We start from the raw sequence: 15,146 nt of genomic DNA on the forward strand, positions 1-15,146 counted from the left end.
TCGTCGCGAGCCCGTACTCGCTCGTCGGCAGCTCGGGTCGGTCATCGGCGCAAGTCATTCAAATGCTCAAGTCATTCATATGCTCGAAGCAAACAATTGCTTGGGTAAGTCAAATGTTCGCAATAAATATTAGTTTTGAGGGTGAAAAGCCATGGCGCTAACTCCGGAAGATGTAGTCAACAAAAGGTTCCAGTCGACCAAGTTCCGCGAGGGATACGATCAGGATGAGGTCGATGACTTCCTCGATGAGGTCGTCGTCGAACTGCGTCGCCTGACTAAGGAAAACGAAGAACTGCGCGGCCAGGCTGGCGAGAGCGTCACCACCGCAGCCGAGTCCGCTCCGGTTGCCGCGGTGGTTGCCGAACCGGCCGTCGTCGTAGCCCCTGTGGCCGCGGCCGCATCGATCGTACCGACGCCGATCGACGAGACGGCCGGCACGACCAACCTGCTGCAGCTGGCTCGCCGCCTGCATGAGGAGCACGTCAAGGAAGGCGCCGAGAAGCGCGATGCCCTGATCGCTGAAGGCCACGCCACCGCAGCTCGCGTCATCGCCGAAGCCGAGACGCAGCAGCGCGTTCAGCTGCAGAAGCTCGATCTGGAGCGCACAGCGCTCGAGGGCAAGATCGACGGCCTGCGTACGTTCGAGCGTGAGTACCGCCTCAAGCTCAAGAGCTACATCGAGGGTCAGCTGCACGACCTCGACGCGAGTTCGGTCGACTCCCCGTCGGCCGACTCCAACTCGAAGCCCAGCTTCCAGGGCTTTGGAGCCTAGGGCACGAACGAAGAAGCGTTCGCGAGCGCTTATCGTTCTAGCCCTCGTCGCGCTCGGCGTTTACGCGCTCGATCAAATCAGTAAGTACTTCGTCGTCGCGTCGATGACGGAGGGCTCCGTCATCCGGGTTCTGAACGATGTGCTGCAACTGCACTTCGTTCGGAACCCGGGGGCCGCGTTTTCCCTCGCGAGCGGGTCCACCTGGATCTTCTCGATCATCGCTGCGGCCGTCGTGGTGTTCATCATCTGGTTCGCCCGGCGTATCCGCTCACTCGCCTGGGGGCTCGTCTTCGGCCTACTGCTCGGCGGTGTACTCGGCAACCTAACCGATCGACTGCTGCGTGAGCCCGGTTTTGGGCTCGGCCACGTCATCGACTTCATTTCAACGCCCTGGATGCTGCCGGCGATCTATAACGTCGCCGACATGGCCATCGTGACGAGCATGGCAATGTTCATGATCCTGACCATCCGAGGCATCGGCCTCGATGGCAACAAGGTCGTGGCCGAAAGCAAGACCCCCGCTTCAACCCTGAAACAAACGGATGCTGTAACTCCAGACACACCCACCATCGCACCGACCCTAGCTGCACCCGCTCCGACACCGGCCGAGGCTCCAACCACCGAGCCCCGCCCATGACCGGTGCCTCGGAGAGTCGTTCCCTGCCCCTTCCCGACGGTCTGGAAGGCGTGCGCGTTGACGCCGGTCTGGCCAAGCTGTTCGGATTCTCCCGCAGCTTCGCCGCCGAGGTCTCCGAAGCCGGTGGCGTCGTGCTCGACGGCACCGTCGTTGGCAAGTCAGACCGACTGCGAGCCGGAGCCTGGATCGAAGTCACCTGGCAGCCCAAACAGCCACTGCGTATCATCCCCATCGCCGTACCAGACCTGACAATCGTGCATGACGACGAGAGCATCGTCGTCATCAACAAGCCGGCCGGGGTGGCCGCACACGCGAGCGTCGGCTGGACCGGTCCGACTGTTCCGGGAGCCCTCGCGGCGGCGGGCTTTCGCATCGCCACCTCCGGTGCGGCCGAACGCGCCGGCATCGTGCACCGCCTCGACGTCGGCACCAGCGGCCTCATGGTCGTTGCCAAGTCGGAGACGGCCTACACGGCGCTCAAGAAAGCCTTCCATGACCGCGAGGTGCAGAAGATTTACCACACCGTCGTACAGGGGCACCCCGACCCGCTGACCGGCACGATCGACGCCCCGATCGGTCGCCATCCGCGGTCGGATTGGAAGTTCGCGGTGATGGCCGACGGCAAGCCCTCGATCACCCACTACGAGACCCTCGAAGCCTTCCCTTACGGTTCCCTGCTGGAGGTACACCTGGAGACCGGCCGCACGCACCAGATTCGGGTGCACATGACAGCGCAGCGGCATCCGTGTGTCGGCGACGCCATGTACGGCGCCGATCCATCGATCACCGCCCGGCTCGGTCTGAAACGGCAGTGGCTGCACGCCACGCAGCTAGCTTTCACCCACCCGGACAGTCACGAGTGGGTTACCTACAACGCCGACTATCCGGCCGACCTCACGCACGCGCTCGGTGTGCTGCGCGGAGATTAGCCGGGCATCCGCTGGCCCAGAACCAAGCTAGGCACCCCAACCGATCCACCGTTCCACCAAATGCTCGGAGCAATCGTGAGTAACCCGGCAAGCGCGACCGACTCGTTCGTGCACCTGCACGTGCACAGCGAATATTCCATGCTCGACGGAGCCGCCCGGGTGAAACCCCTGATCAAGGCCGCCGTCGACGAGGGGATGCCGGCGGTCGCGATCACCGACCACGGCAACGTGTTCGGTGCATTCGACTTCTGGAAGAGCGCCACCGACGCCGGCATCAAGCCCATCATCGGCACGGAGGCGTACATCACACCCGGCACCGATCGCCGGGACAAGACCCGGGTGCGCTGGGGAACCAGCGGGCAGAACCGCGACGATGTCGGTGGCGCCGGCTCGTACACCCACATGACACTGCTCTCGGAGAGCACCGCGGGCATGCACAACCTGTTTCGGCTCTCTTCGAAGGCGAGTCTCGAGGGCTATTATTTCAAACCGCGCATGGACCGCGAGCTGCTCAGCCAGTTTTCCCAGGGACTGATCGGCACCACCGGCTGCGTTGGTGGCGAGGTGCAGACCCGCCTGCGCCTTGGTCAGTACGAAGAAGCCAAGAAAGCTGCCGGGGACTTTCAGGACATTTTCGGCAAGGAGAATTTCTTCTGCGAGATCATGGACCACGGCATCGACATCGAGCGCCGCACCATGACCGACCTGCTCAAGCTCGCTAAAGAGCTCGACCTTCCGCTGCTGGCCACGAACGACCTGCACTACACCCACGCGCACGATGCCACCGCCCACGCGGCGCTGCTCTGCGTGCAGTCGGCGTCGACGCTCGACGATCCCAACCGGTTCAAGTTCGACTCCAACGAGTTCTATCTCAAGACCGCGGCGCAGATGCGACACCTGTTTCGGGACCACCCGGAATCCTGCGACAACACCCTGCTCATCGCCGAACGCTGCGAGGTGGAGTTCAACACCAAAGCCAACTACATGCCTCGCTTTCCCTGCCCCGAGGGTGAGAACGAGGAAAGCTGGTTCATCAAGGAGAACGAAATCGGGCTGGCCAAACGCTACCCGAAGGGCATCCCGGACAACGTGCGCAAGCGCGCCGATTACGAAATTGGCATCATCGTGCAGATGGGGTTCCCCGGCTACTTTCTCGTCGTCGCCGACTTCATCATGTGGTCCAAGCAGCAGGGCATCCGCGTCGGTCCAGGGCGTGGCTCGGGCGCCGGCTCGATGGTCGCCTACGCGATGGGCATCACCGACCTCGACCCGCTCGTGCACGGCCTCATCTTCGAGCGGTTCCTAAACCCCGACCGCGTCTCCATGCCCGACTTCGACGTCGACTTCGACGAGCGTCGCCGCGGTGAGGTCATCAAGTACGTCACCGAGAAATACGGCGAGGAACGCGTCGCACAGATCGTCACCTACGGCACGATCAAGGCCAAGCAGGCGCTGAAAGACGCTTCCCGCGTGCTCGGCTTTCCGTTCGGAATGGGCGACAAGCTCACCAAGGCCATGCCGCCGGCCATCATGGGCAAGGATGTGCCGCTCACCGGCATGTTCGACAAGGACCACCCGCGCTACCGCGAAGCAGCCGACTTTCGCGCCGTGATCGAGAGTGACCCCGAGGCCCGCACCGTCTTCGACACGGCGCTCGGCCTCGAGAACCTCAAGCGTCAGTGGGGTGTGCATGCCGCCGGCGTGATCATGTCGAGTGACCCCTTGATCGACATTATTCCGATCATGAAGCGTGAAGCGGATGGTCAGGTCGTCACGCAATTCGATTACCCCGCCTCCGAAGCCCTCGGGCTGATCAAGATGGACTTTTTGGGGCTGCGCAACCTCACCATCATCGACGATACCCTCGACAACATCGCGGTGAACCGTGGACACCGGCCCGTACTCGAGGATCTCGGCCTCGAAGACCCGGCCGCCTATGAACTGCTCGCCCGCGGCGACACCCTGGGCGTATTCCAGCTCGACGGAGGGCCGATGCGTGCCCTGCTGCGGCTGATGAAGCCCGACAACTTCGAAGACATCTCGGCCGTCATCGCCCTGTACCGACCGGGCCCCATGGGCGCGAACTCGCACACCAATTATGCGCTGCGCAAGACCGGGCAGCAGGAGATCATCCCGATCCATGCGGAGCTCGAGGAGGCCCTGAGGGATGTCATCGGCAATACCTACGGTCTGATCGTTTATCAGGAGCAGGTCATGTCGATCGCTCAGGTGCTCGCCGGCTTCTCTCTCGGTGAGGCCGACCTGTTGCGCCGCGCCATGGGTAAGAAGAAGAAGTCCGAACTGGACAAGCAGTTTGAAGGCTTCTCGAAGGGCATGCAGGACCGCGGCTATTCAATGGATGCCGTCACCACGGTCTGGAATATTCTGCTGCCGTTTTCCGACTACGCCTTCAATAAGGCGCACTCGGCTGCCTATGGGGTGCTTTCCTACTGGACCGCTTACCTCAAGGCCGTCTACCCGGCCGAGTATATGGCGGCCCTGCTGACGAGCGTCGGCGACTCCCGGGACAAGCTCGCGCTGTACCTCAACGAGTGCCGCCGCATGGGCATCCAGGTGCTGGCGCCCGACGTGAACGAGTCAATCGGATTCTTTGCGGCGGTGGGTACGGACATCCGTTTTGGTCTGGGCGCTGTGCGTAACGTCGGTTTCAACGTGGTGGAGGCCATTCGCGGCGCGCGCGAGGAGAAGGGGCGCTTCGAATCGTTCCACGATTTTCTACGCAAGGTTCCGCTGCCGGTGGCCAACAAGCGCACCGTTGAATCGCTGGTCAAGGCCGGGGCGTTCGATTCGCTCGGCGCGACCCGCCGGGGCATGGTCGAGATTCACGAGTCAGCCGTCGAGTCGGCCGTCAAGATCAAGCGCGAAGAGAGCAACGGCAATATCGGGTTCGACTTCGACAGCCTGTTCGACGAGCCGCAGGACACGGAACAGGTGCCCGACCGGCCGGAGTGGAGCAAGAAAGAGAAACTCGCCTACGAACGTGACATGCTCGGGCTGTACGTATCGGACCATCCGCTTGCCGGATTGGAGATACCGCTCGCCAAACACGCGAGCACCACGATCGCCGACCTGATCGCGTCGGAGTCGACCGAAGACGGCGACACCGTGACCGTGGCCGGACTGATCACGAGCGTGCAGCATCGCATTGCGAAGAAGTCTGGCAACCAGTACGGCATGATCCAGGTCGAGGACTTCGGCGGCGAGATCACCGCGATGTTCATGGGCAAGGCCTATCTGGAGTTCGCACCCGAGCTGATCAGCGACTCGGTCGTCGTGGTGCGTGGCCGGGTGAGCCTGCGCGACGACGGCATGAACCTGCACGCCTTCAGTGTGTTCCAGCCCGAGCTGGGGCAGGGGTCAGACCAGAGCATGGTCTCGATCACGGTGGGGGAGGCGCGAGCGACAACCGACACGGTGAGCGCGCTCGGTGAAATTCTCAAGCGCCACGCCGGCGACGCCGAGGTGCGACTCAAACTGGTCAAGAGTGATGTGGCGCGAGTGTTCGAACTGCCGCATCGGGTGAAGGTGAGCGCTGACCTGTTCGGCGAGCTCAAGAGCATCCTCGGGCCGAACTGCCTGACCTGACCCTCCGGCCTCCTGCGCCGACCCGGTTCGCTGCCCTTGGACGGGCTGCAGATGACTGACAGGATGTCCGTTTAGGCTGGATACATGCACAAGCGAGAGCCAATTTACGCGACCGCGATTGGCGCCGGACGCGCCCTGTTCGGCCTGCTCCGGGTACGCCGGACGACGACCGAGCTGGAACAGCTGCCGTCCACCGGCGGCGCAGTGCTCGCAATCACTCACTTCGGCTATCTCGACTTCGCCCTGGTCGAATGGGTCACCTGGCTGCACAATCGCCGGCACGTCCGCTTCATGGTCAAGAAGGGCGCCTTCGACCAGCCGCTCGTCGGGCGGCTGCTGCGCGGCATGAAGCATATCTCCGTCGATATGGAGAGCGGCGGCGAGGCTTACGCGCAGGCCGTGACCGCGCTGTGTGAGGGCGAACTGCTTGGCGTGTTTCCCGAGGGCGGCGTCAACGCGTCGTTTACCGTGCGAGAGCTGAAGACCGGTGCTGTGCGAATGGCCCAGGCTGCGAACGTGCCGATCATCCCGGTGGCCGTGTGGGGTGGGCATCGCCTGATGACCAAGAACCACCGCTCGACACTGCGCGAACGGGTCGGCTTGCCGGTCAGCATCCGATTTAGCCAGCCGTTTCAAACGGATGCTGCTGGCCAGGACGGTGACGCTGCGGTCGCCACCCTGCGCCTGCACGCGGCCATGCAGTCCCTGGTCGACGCGGTGCAGTCGGAGTATGCGGTGCCGGGCTCGGGCCAGTGGTGGCAGCCTGCGCACCTCGGCGGAACCGCGCCGACCCCGACCGAGGCCGCCGTGGTCGAAGCCGAACGTCGTCGTCGCAAAGCCGCCGCAAAGCAAGCCGCCCAGAAGTAACTACGCGGCTCAACCAGGACCGGACCTCGGGCGCCCGATCGTTCGCGACGTGCTATCTTCGACCCTTTGAACGCCTGCCGAGGGGTCACGGTGGCACCTCGCGCCGGCGGGCGCTGCCGCGGCCCGCAGGGAGCAACGGCAGCTCTAGACGGCAGCGCCCGGAACCCGATAGGTACGCTCGTGGTAGAGCAGGGCCTCATCGTCGGCGCCCATGCCGCCGCCCTCGATCTGAACCACCACCACGGCGTTATTGTGCACCGACACTCGTTCGACAACCCGGCCGATCATCCAGCTGGTCACTCCGATCAATACTGGAAGCCCATACGGCCCCGGCTCCCAGTGGTCACCGTCGAAGCGTTTGGCGTGCGGGCCCGCCAGCTTCTCGGCGATGGTCCGGTTCTGGGCACCGAGCATGTGGATGACCACGCGGTCGGCGACGGCGATGGCGGCCCAGGAGCTCGCAGATCGAGCCATGTTGAAGGTCGCCAGTGGCGGAACGGCAGAGAGTGAGGCGAGAGAGGTGGCGGTGAAGCCGACCGGGCTACCGTCGGGCGCGAGGGTCGTGATCGCGGCGACGCCGGCGGCATGACGGCGAAACGCGTGCTTGAACGCCGCGAGGTCATCGGGAGCATTCAGATCGGCTGCAAGCGGCGGGCCGGCAGACGGGAGCAGAGCGGTCGGGAACACAGTTGTTGCGGCTTCACTTATGACTTGGGGTTCAACGTTGCTTTGCATACTCAACCAACAATCTGTTTCACCTTTAGCCTATTCCCGCGCACGGCGTGTTGATGCGTGTTCGGTAGTCCGAGCGGCGGCGCCGGTCGACGCGCAGCGTTCACGGATAGGCTGGGTCACGATGATTCAGACTATTGACCTTCGCGGCACAGAACCGACCGCTGCCGACCTCTTGGCGTCCGTACCCCGTGCGCTGACCAGTGTCGCCGTAGCGGCCGATATCGCCGCCGAGCTTATTGCCGACGTGCGCGCGCGTGGCGAGGCCGCCCTGCTGGACCAGGCCGAACGCCTCGACCGGGTGCGCCCCGAGCAGGTGCGCGTTCCGGCCAGCCACATTGCCGACGCCATCGCCGGGCTTGACCCGGCCGTGCGCACAGCCATCACCGAAACTATTCGTCGCGTTCGCCTGGCCAGCGCCGCCCAGGTTCCGCCGTACGTGACTACCACGATCGAGGCCGGCGCCACCGTCACGCAACGCTGGCAGCCGGTGAACCGGGTCGGCCTCTACGTTCCCGGCGGCAAGGCGGTCTATCCGTCCAGCGTCGTGATGAACGTCGTACCCGCGCAGGTCTCCGGCGTGCGCTCGATTGCGCTCGCTTCGCCGCCGCAAAGCCACTTCGACGGACGCGTGCACCCGACCATCCTCGCCGTCGCCGGACTGCTCGGCGTCGATGAGATCTACGCCATGGGCGGCGCGGGTGCGATCGGAGCCCTCGCCTACGGCGTCGAAGGCATCGGCCTCGACCCGGTGCAGATCGTCACCGGTCCCGGCAACGTCTACGTTGCCGCAGCCAAACGCCTCATTCGCGGCCAGGCCGGAATCGATTCCGAAGCCGGTCCCACCGATATTCTCGTGATAGCGGACGCCGCCGCCGACCCGCTGCTCGTCGCCGCCGACCTGGTCAGCCAGGCCGAGCATGACGAGCTCGCCGCAGCGGTGCTCGTGACCGACTCGTTTGAACTCGCCGAAGCCGTGGCGGCGCGCCTGAGCGTGCTGGCAGCATCCACTGCCCACAGCGAACGGGTGACCGCGGCGCTCGGCGGCCGCCAGTCGGCGATCGTGCTCGTCGACAGCCTGCAGGTTGCCGCCGCGTTCAGCAACGCCTTCGGGCCGGAACACCTCGAAATTCAGACCAGCGACCCCGATGCCGTGCTGGCCGCGATTGAAAACGCTGGGGCCATCTTTCTCGGCCCGTATTCGCCGGTAAGCCTCGGCGACTACGTCGCCGGCTCCAATCACGTGCTGCCCACTGGGGGAGCGGCCCGGTTCTCCTCTGCACTCGGCGCCTACACGTTCCTGCGGCCCCAGCAGGTCGTACGGTACGATCGCCGGGCGCTTGAGGCCGTTGCCGGTCACATTGCAGCGCTCTCCAACGCCGAGGCGCTCCCCGCACACGGCGACGCCGTAACCGCGCGGTTCACTCCCAGGTAGACCCGTTGCAGGAGAGCGGGTGAATGGTTACCTCCCCCGCTCTTGTGGAGCAGCGGGGGTGGTAGGGACCGGTAGACTGGTAGCACAATGTTTTGCCCGTTCTGTCGCCACCCCGATTCCCGAGTCATCGACTCGCGTACGAGCGACGACGGCCTCTCGATTCGCCGTCGCCGTCAGTGTCCCGAATGCGGTCGCCGCTTCAGTACCACCGAAACAGCGAGCCTGAACATCATCAAGCGCAGCGGCGTGGTCGAGCCGTTCAGCCGCGAGAAGATCGTCACCGGCGTGCGCAAGGCCTGCCAGGGCAGACCGGTTACCGACTCCGACCTGGCGATGCTGGCCCAGAAGGTTGAAGAGACGATTCGGCAGACCGGGGCGGCACAGATCGAGGCCAACGACATCGGCCTGGCGATCCTCCCGCCGCTTCGCGACCTTGACGAGGTCGCGTACCTGCGCTTCGCGAGCGTGTACCAGGGCTTCGATTCGCTCGACGACTTCGAGAGCGCCATAGCGCAGCTGCGCACCGAGCATAAAGCCGTTCAGGCGAGCAAACGCGCGCAACAAGCGGATGCTGCCGGCGCCATCGCCACCGCGGCGGAGTCCACGTCTACCAGTTCTACTAAACCGTAGGCGTAGGGTTCAAGGCGCGATGTATCCACTGTTCTTCAAATTCGTGCTCACCAGGATGGACCCCGAGCGCGCCCACCACCTCGCGTTCACCGTCATCCGCTTCCTTCCGAGCCTCGGAATTGGTCGCCTCGTTCACCTCTTCACCCGGCCGCGCACCGACCTCGCCGTCAACACCCTCGGCCTGCACTTCGACTCACCGTTCGGCGTCGCCGCCGGATTCGATAAAGACGGCGAGGCCGTCATCGGACTCGGCCAGCTCGGCTTCGGCCACGTCGAGGTCGGCACCCTCACCGCGCTCAGCCAGCCCGGCAACCCGACCCCGCGACTCTTTCGGCTGGTGGCCGATCGCGCCGTCATCAACCGCATGGGCTTCAACAACCACGGTGCCGCGGCCGCCGTCGATCGACTTGCCCGCGTACGTGCCGTACGCGGGCGCCCCGTGCTCGGCATCAACATCGGCAAGAGCCGTGTCACCGCCGTCGAGAACGCGACGGTCGACTACCTGCAGAGCGCCAAAACCCTCGCCGCCCTCGCCGACTATCTCGTCGTCAACGTCAGCTCGCCCAATACCCCGGGCCTGCGCGGCCTGCAGGAACTCGACCAGCTCGCGCCGCTGCTGACCGCGGTCAAACAGGCTGCCGGCGCTACCCCGCTGCTCGTGAAAATCGCCCCCGACCTAGCGGATGCCGAGGTCGCCCGCATCGCCACTCTCGCTGTTTCCCTCGGGCTCGACGGAATCATCGCCACCAATACCACGATCTCCCGCACCGGCCTGAAAACAGACGCCGTGACCATCGCCGCTGCCGGGGCTGGTGGCCTGTCCGGTGCCCCGCTCGGTGCCCGTTCCCTCGCCGTCCTGCACCAGATTCGCGCTGTCGTGCCCGACGATTTCTGCGTCATCTCGGTCGGCGGCGTCGATACGGCCGCCCAGGTCGCTGAACGCCTGGCTGCCGGAGCAACCCTCGTGCAGGGCTACACGGCGTTCCTCTACCGCGGTCCGCTCTGGGCCCGCCAGATAAACCGCGGCCTCGACCGCCTCCTCGCCGCTCGCTGAAGCGACCGCCGATCGAACCGGCAGCTGGGCTCCTGGCCCGTTTCCGGTGCACAAGACGTGCGCACGGGGTTGCGGAAGTGGGAGCGGCGCGCATCCGTTGAGGGAGAGCTCATTGCGCGGGGGCTGCGCCCGTACGCGAAAGTTCCGGCGTGGCCAGAAATCCCGTGCGGCGTGAAAATATCTTGAATGCGGGCTAGAGCAGGCCGTGTTCGGCGAGCTGGCTCGACAGGCTCGAGCCGTCCGGACCATAGACCCAGGGGGCCTCCGGGCCGCCCTCGATCAAGACGGCATCGCGGGACCGGCCACCGGCGAGTACGGCTTCGCTGGGGGAGAGCTGGCGAATGGCGACAGCGGCGACGCTGCTGGGGTAGTCGCGCTGAAAGTCGCTGTAGATGGCTTCGTCGTGCTGGCCATCGTCACCGATCAGAATCCAGCGGATGTGTGGAAACTGCTCGGCAAGTCGCCGCAGGTTGTCCCGTTTGTGCGCACTGCCACTGCGAAACCAGCGGTCGTGGGTCGGACCCCAGTCCGTCAGGAGCAACGCCCCGGCCGGGTACAGGTTGCGGGAGAGAAAACGGGACAGCGTCGGCGCCACGTTCCAGGCTCCGGTCGAGAGATAGATGACCGGAGCACCCGGGGTGAACGACGCGAGCCGTTCCAGAAAGACCGCCATGCCCGGCGTCGGTACCCGGGCATGCTCGTCGAGCACAAACGTGTTCCAGGCTGCCAGCAGGGGGCGGGGGAGGGTTGTGACCATGACAGTGTCGTCGACATCGGAAACGACACCGTAGCCCACCGTCGGGGCAACGACGAAGATAGGGGCATGCTGAACGTCGGAGAATTCGGTGTGCAGTCGGGCGACGTGCCAGCCCGGGGGTAACGATACGGGCACCACAGTGTCGACGACCCCGCCCCGGTCGGCCTGCACATGATGGGTCTGGCCGTCAATCTCGATCGTGACCGTTACGTCGTTGACCGGAACGCTCGTGAAGCTTCGCCAGCCTCGAATACCGGCATCGCGGCCATCCGCTCTCGGACGCTTTTGCCTTTTTTCGGGCTTGTCCGGCTTGGCCAGGAGCACCCGGCAGAAAATGCGCACCCAATCGGTAGAGCCATAGCCGGAATATGGAATAACGGTCGGCCGGTAGCCGCGGCGACGGGCGGAGTGTTCGCGCCGATCGTGCAGCCAGTCCTCGATCCGGGCGGCGCGGTGCATGATTCGCACGGGACTGGTCGCGTTCGGCGTGTTGTCTCGGGACTCTGGCACTCCCTTATTCTGCCATGCTTGCTGTGCATCCCCCGATCAGAGCTGTATAAATGGGGTTTTACCCCGTATGATGATGATTTATCTTCAAGGGGGATAAATGTCGCTTGGTGGCCTATTAGGTGAAGACGCCGGTACCGCACTACAGCAGGTGCGCACCGAACCGATTCAGCAGCGCAGTGCAGCACGGTTGTCCGGTTTACTCGATGCCGCAGCTGCGGTCGTGGACGAGGTCGGTTTCGACCGCATCACGACTGCGATGATCGCTGAGCGTGCCGGTGCGTCGATCGGAACGGTCTACCGCTACTACCCCGACCGGGTGGCCGTTCTGCACGCCCTCCACGAGCGTGCCGTCGCACGTTTTCGGCAGCGCGTCGTCGACGAACTCGGTGCCGGCACCCTCACTACTTGGTGGGACGCTGTCGACTGTGTCGTCACGGCCTTCGTTGGTCTGTACCGTTCAGAGCCCGGCTTTCGTATTGTCAACTTCGACGACCGAGACGGTGTGCCGGCAGCGGATGTCGTGGCTGACGTTGATTTCTTCGCCCGTCGCCTGGCCGATGTCCTCGTGAACGAGTTCGAGCTGCCCGCCGGTCCGGAGCTCATCTTTCGCCTTGAGGTCGCCGTTGAAATGGCAGACGCGTTATTGGCCCGTGCATTCCACAGCGAGCCGCTCGGCGACGACCGGTTCATCGATGAGTGCCGTCTGGTGCTGCGGAACTACCTGGACGGGTTCTACAGCCCGCAGGCGCTCAACGTTCTCGCCACTGCGTCCTAGAACGTCGGCCCCGCGAGTCCTGCGCGTTCGCCGAGAGGTGAATGGTTTACGGTCCTTCATTTTGCCTATCGTGTGAAATGGTGGTTTGGTTAACGTCTGGTTTGTACTGAATCGACCCGATGTGAGGAACGAGCCACCATGATCGAATTTCGTTCGGTGACCAAGCGTTTCCCCGACGGTACCGTTGCCGTTGACAATTTCAGCCTCGTCTTGCCCTCGCGCAGGACTACTGTACTGGTCGGCACGTCCGGGTCCGGCAAGACCACCCTGCTGCGCATGATCAACCGCATGGTGGATCCCACGAGCGGAACGGTCGAGATCGACGGGGCCGATATCGGCACGCTTGAACCGGTCAAGCTACGGCGCAGCATCGGTTACGTCATGCAGAATTCCGGGCTCCTACCCCACCGCAAGGTCATCGATAACGTCGCAACGGTACCGATGCTGCGTGGACTGAACCGAAAAAAGGCCAGGGCAGACGCGCTGCGCCTGCTCGATACCGTTGGTCTGGACCGGTCGCTCGCCGACAAATACCCCAGCCAGCTCTCCGGTGGACAGCAACAGCGCGTGGGCGTTGCCCGTGGTCTCGCCGTAGATCCCAACATTTTGCTGATGGACGAACCGTTCGGAGCCGTCGATCCCATCGTGCGTGCCGAGCTACAGCAGGAGTTGCTACGACTGCAGCGTGAACTCGACAAGACGGTCGTTTTCGTCACGCACGATATTGACGAAGCTTTTCTGCTCGGCGATCAGGTGGTGATCCTGCGCACCGGCGGCAAGATCGCGCAGGTCGGCACCCCAGCGGAGATTTTGGCCAATCCGGCCGACGAGTTCGTGTCGAGCTTTATTGGGGCCGAGCGTGGAAAGCGTTCGCTGCATTTTGAAAACCACGGGCAGGGCGATGTGCTCGTCGATGGGGACGGGCGTCTGGCCGGGGTTCTCGTCGACGCACCAGCCGCCCAGGCAAAAGCCGCTCAGGCAAAGGCCGGTCCTGTTTCGGGTCCGGGTGCTTCGGCGCAGGGTGTCGAGGCGCGGTGACCTGGGTCTGGTCGAACCTCGACTTCATCTGGGATCGCACGCTCGATCACCTGCTTTTGAGCGTGCCTCCGATCATCCTAAGTTTTCTGATCGCGGTGCCGCTGGGCTGGCTCGCCCACCGCTACCGGGTGAGTCGTGGCATCATCCTCACGGTCGTCGGACTGTTTTATGCGGTTCCGTCGCTGCCGCTCTTCATCCTTTTGCCCTTCATCGTCGGAACCAGCGTGCGATCCCCGCTCAATCTCATCATTGCGCTCACCCTCTACGGAGTGGCTCTGCTGGCGCGGGTGGTGGCCGATGGCCTGGAGTCGGTGGACCGCGAAGTGCGGCAATCTGCCACGGCCGTCGGATTCTCGGCGCGGAGTCAGTTTTGGCAGGTAGAGCTTCCCCTAGCCGGCCCGGTGCTGCTGGCCGGGCTCCGCGTGGTCGCGGTGAGTACGGTCAGCCTCGCTACCGTGGGAGCTGTCATCGGTGCGCAAAGTCTCGGAAGTTTGTTCACCGATGGGTTCCAACGGGGCATCCAGGCCGAGATCGTTGCCGGAATTGTAGCCACGGTGGCGTTGGCGCTGCTCCTCGACGGCATACTGGTTCTTCTCGGCCGGATGATCATGCCGTGGACCCGACCACACGCCGCCGGTGCCCGGCGCGTCGCCGTGCTCAAGCGGGTGGCAGTATGAATTTCTTCATTGAGGCCCTGCACTGGCTGGTCGAACCGGCCAACTACGCGGGGGACGGTGCCATCGGCATCCGCGTTCTGCAGCACCTCGGTTTCACCGCCGTCACGCTGCTGTTTGCGTCGGTCATCGCTATTCCCATCGGCTTTCTGATTGGTCACACCGGCCGCGGACGCGGTCTGGCGGTCGCCGGGGCTGGCGCCCTCCGCGCCATCCCCACCCTGGGTCTGCTGACGATCGTGGCCTTGTGGGTGGGAATCGGGTTGAACGCCCCATACGTTGCCCTGACCGTCCTGGCGATTCCGCCGATTCTCGCCGGCGCGTACACGGGGTTTCAGGCCATTGACCGCACGACGGTCGATGCTGCCCGCGCGGTCGGCATGTCGGAGGGCCAAATCGTGCGCCTGGTCGAAATGCCCCTCGGGCTTCCGCTGCTGATCGGCGGCCTGCGCTCGGCCACCCTGCAGATCGTCGCAACGGCCACCCTTGCCGCCTACGTTGCCGATTTCGGCCTCGGCCGGTTCCTGTTCGCCGGGTTGAAAACCCGGGACTACGGTGAGATGCTCGGCGGGTCGATTCTTGTTATCCTGCTTGCGCTGGCGCTTGAAGGAGCATTCGCGCTCGTGAGTATTCTGATCGTTCCACGCGGTGTCACCGCGGGACGACCCACAGACATTCGGGTGAGGTCGAAAGACCTGACCCGATGATGGAATCCCCCATCGAGGAAGGA

General features: G+C 64.3%; 14 protein-coding genes. 12 read left to right on the forward strand and 2 right to left on the reverse strand.

Annotation, left to right across the window (positions count from 1 at the left end):
• Nucleotides 1-151 precede the first annotated feature (151 nt).
• The 5 genes from CXY71_RS18840 (at nt 152) to CXY71_RS18860 (ending at nt 6,811) form a co-directional block, all read left to right on the forward strand.
• Nucleotides 152-772 (forward strand): DivIVA domain-containing protein, encoded by a 621-nt coding sequence (locus CXY71_RS18840; RefSeq protein WP_104139154.1) that lies wholly within the window; start codon nt 152-154, stop codon nt 770-772.
• A complete protein-coding gene (gene lspA / locus CXY71_RS18845) occupies nt 762-1,409 on the forward strand; it encodes a signal peptidase II (protein WP_104139157.1) in 648 nt (215 codons plus the stop codon). Before CXY71_RS18840 ends, lspA begins: the two co-directional genes overlap by 11 nt.
• A complete protein-coding gene (locus CXY71_RS18850; RefSeq protein ID WP_104139160.1) occupies nt 1,406-2,338 on the forward strand; it encodes an RluA family pseudouridine synthase in 933 nt (310 codons plus the stop codon). Before lspA ends, CXY71_RS18850 begins: the two co-directional genes overlap by 4 nt.
• A 75-nt stretch (nt 2,339-2,413) precedes the next feature.
• Nucleotides 2,414-5,944 carry a DNA polymerase III subunit alpha gene (gene dnaE / locus CXY71_RS18855; RefSeq protein ID WP_255411407.1) on the forward strand — a complete coding sequence of 1,177 codons (3,531 nt, stop codon included), beginning with the start codon at nt 2,414-2,416 and terminating at the stop codon, nt 5,942-5,944.
• An 84-nt stretch (nt 5,945-6,028) separates the two neighbouring features.
• Nucleotides 6,029-6,811, forward strand: coding sequence for a 1-acyl-sn-glycerol-3-phosphate acyltransferase (locus CXY71_RS18860; protein WP_104139166.1), 783 nt, complete (start codon nt 6,029-6,031; stop codon nt 6,809-6,811).
• Nucleotides 6,812-6,955: 144 nt separating this feature from the next.
• Here CXY71_RS18860 and CXY71_RS18865 read toward each other — a convergent pair whose 3' ends face one another.
• Nucleotides 6,956-7,546, reverse strand: a complete 591-nt coding sequence (locus CXY71_RS18865) for a flavin reductase family protein (protein WP_104139169.1) — start codon at nt 7,544-7,546, stop codon at nt 6,956-6,958.
• 121 nt (nt 7,547-7,667) lie between these two features.
• Between CXY71_RS18865 and hisD the strand changes: the two genes are divergently transcribed.
• From hisD to CXY71_RS18880, 3 genes are all read left to right on the forward strand, one after another.
• On the forward strand, nt 7,668-8,978 hold the full coding sequence (gene hisD / locus CXY71_RS18870; RefSeq protein ID WP_104139172.1) for a histidinol dehydrogenase: 1,311 nt from the start codon (nt 7,668-7,670) through the stop codon (nt 8,976-8,978).
• Between the two features lie 87 nt (nt 8,979-9,065).
• Complete coding sequence (nrdR, locus tag CXY71_RS18875; protein ID WP_104139175.1) at nt 9,066-9,608, forward strand: transcriptional regulator NrdR; 543 nt, start codon at nt 9,066-9,068, stop codon at nt 9,606-9,608.
• A 19-nt stretch (nt 9,609-9,627) separates the two neighbouring features.
• A complete protein-coding gene (locus CXY71_RS18880) occupies nt 9,628-10,662 on the forward strand; it encodes a quinone-dependent dihydroorotate dehydrogenase (protein ID WP_104139178.1) in 1,035 nt (344 codons plus the stop codon).
• Between the two features lie 193 nt (nt 10,663-10,855).
• On the opposite strand, the gene CXY71_RS18885 is transcribed toward CXY71_RS18880, so the two are convergent.
• Nucleotides 10,856-11,878 (reverse strand): App1 family protein, encoded by a 1,023-nt coding sequence (locus CXY71_RS18885; protein WP_104139418.1) that lies wholly within the window; start codon nt 11,876-11,878, stop codon nt 10,856-10,858.
• Nucleotides 11,879-12,026: 148 nt separating this feature from the next.
• Between CXY71_RS18885 and CXY71_RS18890 the strand changes: the two genes are divergently transcribed.
• From CXY71_RS18890 to CXY71_RS18905, 4 genes are all read left to right on the forward strand, one after another.
• Complete coding sequence (locus CXY71_RS18890; RefSeq protein ID WP_104139181.1) at nt 12,027-12,704, forward strand: TetR/AcrR family transcriptional regulator; 678 nt, start codon at nt 12,027-12,029, stop codon at nt 12,702-12,704.
• A gap of 138 nt (nt 12,705-12,842) precedes the next feature.
• Nucleotides 12,843-13,742, forward strand: coding sequence for an ABC transporter ATP-binding protein (locus tag CXY71_RS18895; RefSeq protein WP_104139184.1), 900 nt, complete (start codon nt 12,843-12,845; stop codon nt 13,740-13,742).
• Nucleotides 13,739-14,419, forward strand: coding sequence for an ABC transporter permease (locus tag CXY71_RS18900; protein WP_104139188.1), 681 nt, complete (start codon nt 13,739-13,741; stop codon nt 14,417-14,419). Before CXY71_RS18895 ends, CXY71_RS18900 begins: the two co-directional genes overlap by 4 nt.
• Entirely contained in the window at nt 14,416-15,123 is a 708-nt protein-coding gene (locus tag CXY71_RS18905; RefSeq protein ID WP_104139191.1) for an ABC transporter permease, read from the forward strand. The genes CXY71_RS18900 and CXY71_RS18905 overlap by 4 nt, the downstream gene beginning before the upstream one ends.
• Nucleotides 15,124-15,146: the final 23 nt, after the last annotated feature.

The organism is Cryobacterium sp. Y62 (assembly GCF_002929785.1).
GTDB lineage: Bacteria > Actinomycetota > Actinomycetes > Actinomycetales > Microbacteriaceae > Cryobacterium.

Excerpts from the sequence above, each read along its gene's own strand:
- CXY71_RS18840 (WP_104139154.1), top strand. The coding sequence starts at position 152 with ATGGCGCTAACTCCGGAAGATGTAGTCAACAAAAGGTTCCAGTCGACC.
- CXY71_RS18850 (WP_104139160.1), top strand. The coding sequence starts at position 1,406 with ATGACCGGTGCCTCGGAGAGTCGTTCCCTGCCCCTTCCCGACGGTCTG.
- CXY71_RS18860 (WP_104139166.1), top strand. The coding sequence starts at position 6,029 with ATGCACAAGCGAGAGCCAATTTACGCGACCGCGATTGGCGCCGGACGC.
- CXY71_RS18865 (WP_104139169.1), bottom strand. The coding sequence starts at position 7,546 with ATGCAAAGCAACGTTGAACCCCAAGTCATAAGTGAAGCCGCAACAACT.
- hisD (WP_104139172.1), top strand. The coding sequence starts at position 7,668 with ATGATTCAGACTATTGACCTTCGCGGCACAGAACCGACCGCTGCCGAC.
- nrdR (WP_104139175.1), top strand. The coding sequence starts at position 9,066 with ATGTTTTGCCCGTTCTGTCGCCACCCCGATTCCCGAGTCATCGACTCG.
- CXY71_RS18880 (WP_104139178.1), top strand. The coding sequence starts at position 9,628 with ATGTATCCACTGTTCTTCAAATTCGTGCTCACCAGGATGGACCCCGAG.
- CXY71_RS18885 (WP_104139418.1), bottom strand. The coding sequence starts at position 11,878 with ATGCACCGCGCCGCCCGGATCGAGGACTGGCTGCACGATCGGCGCGAA.
- CXY71_RS18890 (WP_104139181.1), top strand. The coding sequence starts at position 12,027 with ATGTCGCTTGGTGGCCTATTAGGTGAAGACGCCGGTACCGCACTACAG.
- CXY71_RS18895 (WP_104139184.1), top strand. The coding sequence starts at position 12,843 with ATGATCGAATTTCGTTCGGTGACCAAGCGTTTCCCCGACGGTACCGTT.
- CXY71_RS18905 (WP_104139191.1), top strand. The coding sequence starts at position 14,416 with ATGAATTTCTTCATTGAGGCCCTGCACTGGCTGGTCGAACCGGCCAAC.